Raw genomic sequence first — 5,843 nt, 5'->3', positions numbered from 1 at the left:
AGCCCGCGCTCGCCGGCGGTCCGTCCCTCCACAGGCGGGGTACCGGCTCCCTTGTCCCGATGCTGGTCATGGGCCCCGGCCCGATGTCGGTGGTCGCTGATTCAATACAGGTATGACAAATTCGGGTGACGCGGTGCAGGCGGTCGAGGCGGTGCAGGCGGGCGAGACGGCGCGGACGCTCGACGCGGTGCGCGCGCTCGCCGGTCTCGCGGCGGGGCTCGCCCGCTCCTCGGCACCGGTGCTGCTCGCGGGGGCGGTCGCCCTGCACGCGGCGTACCGGGCGGCGCTGCTCGTGCCGGAGTCGTTCGCGCGGGGGAGTCGTCTCTCCCGGAGCGAGGCGGGAGACCTCGTGGAGCGCTCGATCCGAGCCGAGTTCGCGACTGCGCTCGGGATGTCGGAGCGCGCGGCGTCTCGGCGTCTCGAGCACGCTCGGCTCCTCATCGAGGACCTCCCGGAGACCCGCACCCTCCTGGCCGAGGCCCGGATCCTCTGGGAGGCCGGCGAGGTCGTCTGCGCCGCCGCCGCGACCCTCCCCGCTCCGTCGCGCGCGCCCTTCGACGAGCGGGCCGCCGCCGCGGCGCTCACGCAGACGCCCACCCAGCTCCGCCGGACCGTGGCGCGGCTGCGCGACGAGCTGCACGAACAGCCGTTCACCGAGCGCCACGCCCGCGCCCGCGAGGACCGCAGCGTGTGGCTCGGCGCCGAGGCCGACGGCATGGCCACGCTCTGCGCCCTGCTGCCGGCCCCGGTCGCGGTCGGCGCCTACAACCGTCTCGACCGGATCGCCCGCTCGCTCCGCGACGGGGCGGACGCGGCGGGGATCGGGTTCGGTGCAGGTGCAGGTGCAGGTGCAGGTGCAGGTGCAGGTGCAGGTGCAGGTGCGAGTGCGAGTGCGAGTGGGAGCGCGAGTGCGACTGCGACTGCACAGAGCGGTGCTGGTGCCCGTGACGATGCTCCGGTGGCAGTCGGCGCACTGATGGACGCTGGTGCTGGTGCTGGTGCTGGTGCTGGTGCTGGTGCTGGTGCCGGTGCCGGGCTCGGCGCGGAGACGGGTGACGGCGCCGGTGGAGACGCTGACATCTCCCTCGGCGACGGCCGGACGCTCGCGCAGCTGCGGGCCGACGCGCTCGTCGATCTGCTCATCGACGGCGACATCTCCGCAGACGGATCCTCGGGAGAAGGAGCGAGCGCCGTCCGTGCTTCGGGCTCCGGAATCCACGCCTCGGGCTCCGGAATCCACGCCTCGGTCTCCGGAGTCCGCGCCGACGTGCGCCTCACCCTGGCCGCCAGCACCGCCGTCGGCCTCGACGACGCGCCGGCCGAACTCGACGGCTACGGTCTCGTCCCCGCCGACGTCGCCCGGGAGCTCGTCCGCACGGCGGCCACCTTCACGCGGGTGCTGACCGATCCGGACACGGGAGTGGTGACGTCGGTCGGCAGGACCTTCCGCGTCCCGCCCCCTCGGATGCGCCTCCAGCTGCAGCTGCGCGACCGGACCTGCCGGTTCCCCGGCTGCACCCGCTCGTCCTCGACGGCCGAGGCCGACCACACCCTCGAGTGGCGGAACGGAGGCGAGACCGCCCTCGGCAACCTGGCCTCGCTCTGCGTCGCGCACCACCACGTCCGCCACGGCGACCGCTGGACCTACGCCCTCCATCCGGACGGCACCGTCGTCTGGACGACCCCCACCGGCCGACGGATCACCGACCGACCGCGGGCGCTGCCCGGGGCTCCGCTGCCGCCCACGCGACGACCGACGCCGCAGTCGGCGCAAGAACCGGAGCCGGAGCCGCGGCCGGAGCTGAAGTCGCAGCCGCAGCCGCAGCCCGAGCCCGAGCCGCAGCCGCAGCCCGAGCCGCAGCCGCAGCCGCAGCCGCCACGATCCTCGTCCTCGCTGTTGTGGTCGTCGCGACCGTCGTCACCTCGGGCGTCTCCCTCGGTGCTGTCGCCGACGCGGCCGCGGTTCGTGGACGCGTCTCCGCCGTTCTGATCCGCAGCCCGACCTGCCGGGCGATTCGACACTCCGTCGGACGCGAGGCGGTGCATCGCCGTGCCTGGACCCGCCCAGGCGCCCTCGCGCTCTCGCACCTCCGGCGCCGTCAGGTTCGTCGGCACGTTCGCGCTTCCTCGAGCCTCGAGCTCCGAGCCTCGAGCTCCGAGCCCTGTGTCCCGGAGCTCCGAGCCTCGAGCCCCGTGTCCCGTCGCGCTTCGGCGCTTCGGGGCGTCGGCCACCGCGTCCCGGTCCGCCCGCGTCCCGGTCCGCCCTTGTCCCTGGTCCGCCCCTGTCCCTGGTCCACCCCTGTCCCTGGTCCGCCCCTGTCCCCGGTCCGCCCCTCCGTCCCGGTCCGCTCCCGTCCCGCTCCGGCTGGCGGACGCCCCCGCCGCGCAGGAGAGCCGTCGAACTCGGGAGATCACGACCGGACGACCTCCACGTGGTTCACGTTCTCCGCCGCCCGCCGCCCGCAGCGTCCGTCGGCACTCTCCTGCCCCGTCCTCTCCGGCCCTGCTCTGTCCTCTCCTTCCACGTCCTCTCCTGCCCCGTCCGGTCAGGAGCGTCCGGGCGCGGCGACCGCTCCACGCCGCCCGTGCCGCCACCCGTGCCGCCACCCGTGCCTCCGCCCGTGCCGCCGCCCGACCTCACCGGATGCCGCTGCGCGCGAACCCCTGCACGAAGTAGCGCTGGAAGCACAGGAACAGCAGCACCATCGGCAGCACCGACACCAGCGCCAGCGCCATGCTCGCGCTGTAGTCAGGCGTCGACTGGCCCTTGAGGTAGAGCAGGCCGATCGGCAGCGTGAACAGCTCGTTGTCCTTCAGGGCGATCAGCGGCCAGGCGAAGTCGTTCCAGCTGCCGAGCAGAGTCAGCAGGATCAGGACGGCGATCAGCGGCTTCGAGAGCGGCAGCACGATCTGCAGGAACACCCGCAGGTGGCCGGCCCCGTCGATCCGCGCCGCCTCGATCAGCTCCTCCGGGATGGAGAGGAAGAACTGCCGGGCGAGGAAGATCCCGAAGGCCGCCGCTGCTCCGGGCAGGATCACCGACCAGTAGGTGCCGTAGATCTGCAGTCCGGTCACGAGCTTGAACTGCGCGACCATGATCGCCTGCACCGGGATCATCATCGTGGCCAGTGCGAGCAGGAACAGCAGGTTCCGCCCCGGGAAGCGCAGCCGCGCGAAGCCCCAGCCGGCCAGCAGGTTCACCACGACGGTGAACACCGTGACGAACGCCCCGATCACGACCGAGTTGACGAACCACTCGCCCACGGGGAAGCGCGCGAACACCGTCGCGAAGTTCTCGAACGAGATCTCGCTCGGCCAGAAGCGGGGCGGGCCGGGCGCGAACACGTCGCCGCGCGGCGAGAAGGCGATGACGAGCATCCAGTACAGCGGGAAGAACACGATCGCCGAGGCGACGATCGCGATGACGAGGCGGACGACGAGTCCGGAGCGGGAGCCGTCGCGGCGGGAGGGGCGCCGGCGCGGGGTCTCGCGGGCGGTGGCCGCGGCGACCGCGGCGGGCGTGGTGACGGTGGAGGACGACATGAGGGCTCCTAGTCGACGAGATCGCGCGTGCGGCTCGTGCGCCACTGCAGGTAGGTGAAGGCGAGGGAGACCAGCAGGATGACGACGCCGAGCGCGGCGCCGTAGCCCTGCTCGCGGACCTGGAAGCCGTTGCGGTACGCGTAGGTGCCGAGCACCGACGTGGAGAAGCCGGGGCCGCCGCCCGTCATCACGAAGACGATGTCGAAGACCTGGAACGAGGCGATCACGTTCATGATCAGCAGGAAGAAGGTGGACGGGCCGACCAGCGGCACCGTCAGTGCGCGGAACTGCTGCCAGCGCGTCGCTCCATCGATCCGCGCGGCCTCGTAGAGCTCGGGCGAGACGCTCTGCAGGCCCGCCAGGTAGATCACCATGTTGAAGCCGATCCGCAGCCACACCGCGGTCAGCATCACCGAGATCATCGCCGCGGAGCCGTCCGACTGCCACGCGACCGGCGAGGCGCCCAGCGAGCTCAGCACCTTGTTCACGATGCCCGAGGACTCGCTGAAGATCGTGACCGCGATCATCCCGGAGGCGACGCCCGAGATCACCAGGGGCAGCACGATCACCGTGCGGAAGATCCCGCGCGCGGGCAGCACGGAGTTGAGCAGCACGGCCAGGCCGAGGCCGCCGGCGAGCTCGAGCGGCACGGTGACCGCGGTGAAGAGGAGCGTGTTGCCCAGGCTCTGCCAGAACACCGGATCGGCGCCCATCCGCAGGTAGTTCGCGAAGCCGACCCACTCGGGCGTGCCGAAGCCGCGCGACTCCTGGAACGAGAGCTGGATCGCCCAGAGGATCGGCACGAACAGGAACAGCGCCATCAGGAGCAGGTTCGGGCCGACGAAGCCGAAGCCGGCGAGGGCCTCGCGCCTGCGGGCCGACCGCGGCCGGGCGGAGGAGCCCGCCCGGCCGCGGAGGGTGGTGGCGGTCATCAGCTGGTCGCCTGCTGGATGGCCGCGTCGAGGCCGGAGAGGGTCTCCTCGGTGCTGCGTCCGCCGACGAACGCCTCCTCGAGCTGGTCCTGCATCGCGACCGAGATCTTCGCGAGGAACGGCGAGGTGAGCTGCTGCACGTCCCGCGGGGTGATCGTCGCGGCCTGCTCGACGAAGACGGGCATCACGTCCGGGCGCACCGCGAACTCGATCGACGCGGGGTCGATGTCGGACCGGGTGGGCAACTCGTTCGTCGCCGCGCAGAACTCGGCCATGGTGTCGGCCTGCGTCATGAACGAGAGGAACTCGGTCGCGAGCTCCGGGTTGTCGGTGTCGGCCGTGGCGACGAGGGCGTTGCCGCCGAGGTCGGTCGCGCCGCGCTCGTCGACGGGCATCGGCGTGGCGGTCCACTCGAAGTCGGCGAGGTCGTCGATGTCCGGCACGAGGAAGGACCCGGCGAACGCCATCGCCGCGGTCTGCTCCGTGAAGAAGGAGTCGGCGTAGGTGGCGGACTTCACCGAGCTGGTCGGCGGGACCCAGTCGTTGTCGAAGAAGCTCTTCGTGAAGTCCAGGGCCTTCGCGCCCGCGGCCGAGTCGATCGCCGGAGTGGTGCCGTCCTCCTCCAGCAGCGTGCCGTCGGCCTCGAACAGCCAGCTCAGCCAGCGGGGCGTGCCGCCGAGCTGCCAGTTGTAGACGAACGGGTACTGCTCGGCGGGCAGGCTCGCGCGCAGCTTCGCGGAGGCGTCGGCGAACTCCTCCCAGGTCCACGCCTCGTCGGCGGTGGTCGGCACGTCGGTGATGCCGGCCGCCGCGAGCAGCTGCGTGTTCACCAGCAGCGCCGACACGTCGGTCTGGTGCGGGACGCCGTAGGGCTTCCCCTCGAAGGAGACGGCCTCCTGGAACGCGGGCGTGAAGGAGTCGAAGTCGTCGATCCGGTCGGTCAGGTCGAGCAGCTGCTCCTGGCTGGAGTAGACGCCGAGGTTGCCGTAGTCCACGCGGAACACGTCGGGGGCCTCGCCCGACGACAGCTGCGCGTCGATGTTGCTGAACATCTGGTCGTAGGGGACGACGTTGAGCTCGACGCTCGCCCCCTCGTGCTCGGCCTCGAAGTCGGTGATCAGCGACTCGAAGGCCGCCTGCTCGGACTCGCTGGCCCAGGTGGTGAAGGTGATCGAGTCGGCGTCGGCCGAACCGTCGCCTCCTCCGCCGAAGCCGCTGCAGCCGGTGAGGGCGGCGGTCGACGCCAGGACGGCGGCGAGAGGGATGAATCGTCTGCGCATGGGTGGTCTCCTGCTGTGAAGGGTCGGACGGGGGCGCGAAGGCCCTGGACTTCACGAAGAGCTTCTTCGACAACGACTGGGTCCCGCC

The 5,843-nt window shown here is 71.9% G+C and carries 4 protein-coding genes; 1 reads left to right on the top strand and 3 read right to left on the bottom strand.

The window, feature by feature from the left end; translation table 11 throughout:
• Positions 1–112 precede the first annotated feature (112 nt).
• On the top strand, positions 113–1,990 hold the full coding sequence (locus tag C5D66_RS16525) for an HNH endonuclease signature motif containing protein (protein WP_104327010.1): 1,878 nt from the start codon (positions 113–115) through the stop codon (positions 1,988–1,990).
• Between the two features lie 647 nt (positions 1,991–2,637).
• Here C5D66_RS16525 and C5D66_RS16520 read toward each other — a convergent pair.
• The 3 genes from C5D66_RS16520 to C5D66_RS16510 are packed head-to-tail and all read right to left on the bottom strand — an operon-like array spanning position 2,638 to position 5,755.
• The gene (locus tag C5D66_RS16520) at positions 2,638–3,543 is read right to left on the bottom strand and encodes a carbohydrate ABC transporter permease (RefSeq protein WP_104256644.1); all 906 of its coding nucleotides are present in this window, start codon (positions 3,541–3,543) and stop codon (positions 2,638–2,640) included.
• 8 nt (positions 3,544–3,551) lie between these two features.
• Positions 3,552–4,475, bottom strand: a complete 924-nt coding sequence (locus C5D66_RS16515; RefSeq protein ID WP_104239656.1) for a carbohydrate ABC transporter permease — start codon at positions 4,473–4,475, stop codon at positions 3,552–3,554.
• Positions 4,475–5,755: a sugar ABC transporter substrate-binding protein gene (locus C5D66_RS16510; RefSeq protein ID WP_258063968.1), complete on the bottom strand. Its 1,281-nt coding sequence runs from the start codon at positions 5,753–5,755 to the stop codon at positions 4,475–4,477. The genes C5D66_RS16515 and C5D66_RS16510 overlap by 1 nt, the downstream gene beginning before the upstream one ends.
• Between the last annotated feature and the right edge of the window lie 88 nt (positions 5,756–5,843).

It is taken from the genome of Rathayibacter sp. AY1B4 (assembly GCF_002932815.1).
Classification (GTDB): Bacteria; Actinomycetota; Actinomycetes; order Actinomycetales; family Microbacteriaceae; genus Rathayibacter.
The sequence above is the reverse complement of the archived record's forward strand: the minus strand, read 5'-3'. Positions and strand labels throughout refer to the sequence as shown.

Bases quoted from the DNA above. Each gene is read 5' to 3' on its own strand.
- C5D66_RS16525 (WP_104327010.1), top strand. From the start codon at position 113: ATGACAAATTCGGGTGACGCGGTGCAGGCGGTCGAGGCGGTGCAGGCG.
- C5D66_RS16520 (WP_104256644.1), bottom strand. From the start codon at position 3,543: ATGTCGTCCTCCACCGTCACCACGCCCGCCGCGGTCGCCGCGGCCACC.
- C5D66_RS16515 (WP_104239656.1), bottom strand. From the start codon at position 4,475: ATGACCGCCACCACCCTCCGCGGCCGGGCGGGCTCCTCCGCCCGGCCG.
- C5D66_RS16510 (WP_258063968.1), bottom strand. From the start codon at position 5,755: ATGCGCAGACGATTCATCCCTCTCGCCGCCGTCCTGGCGTCGACCGCC.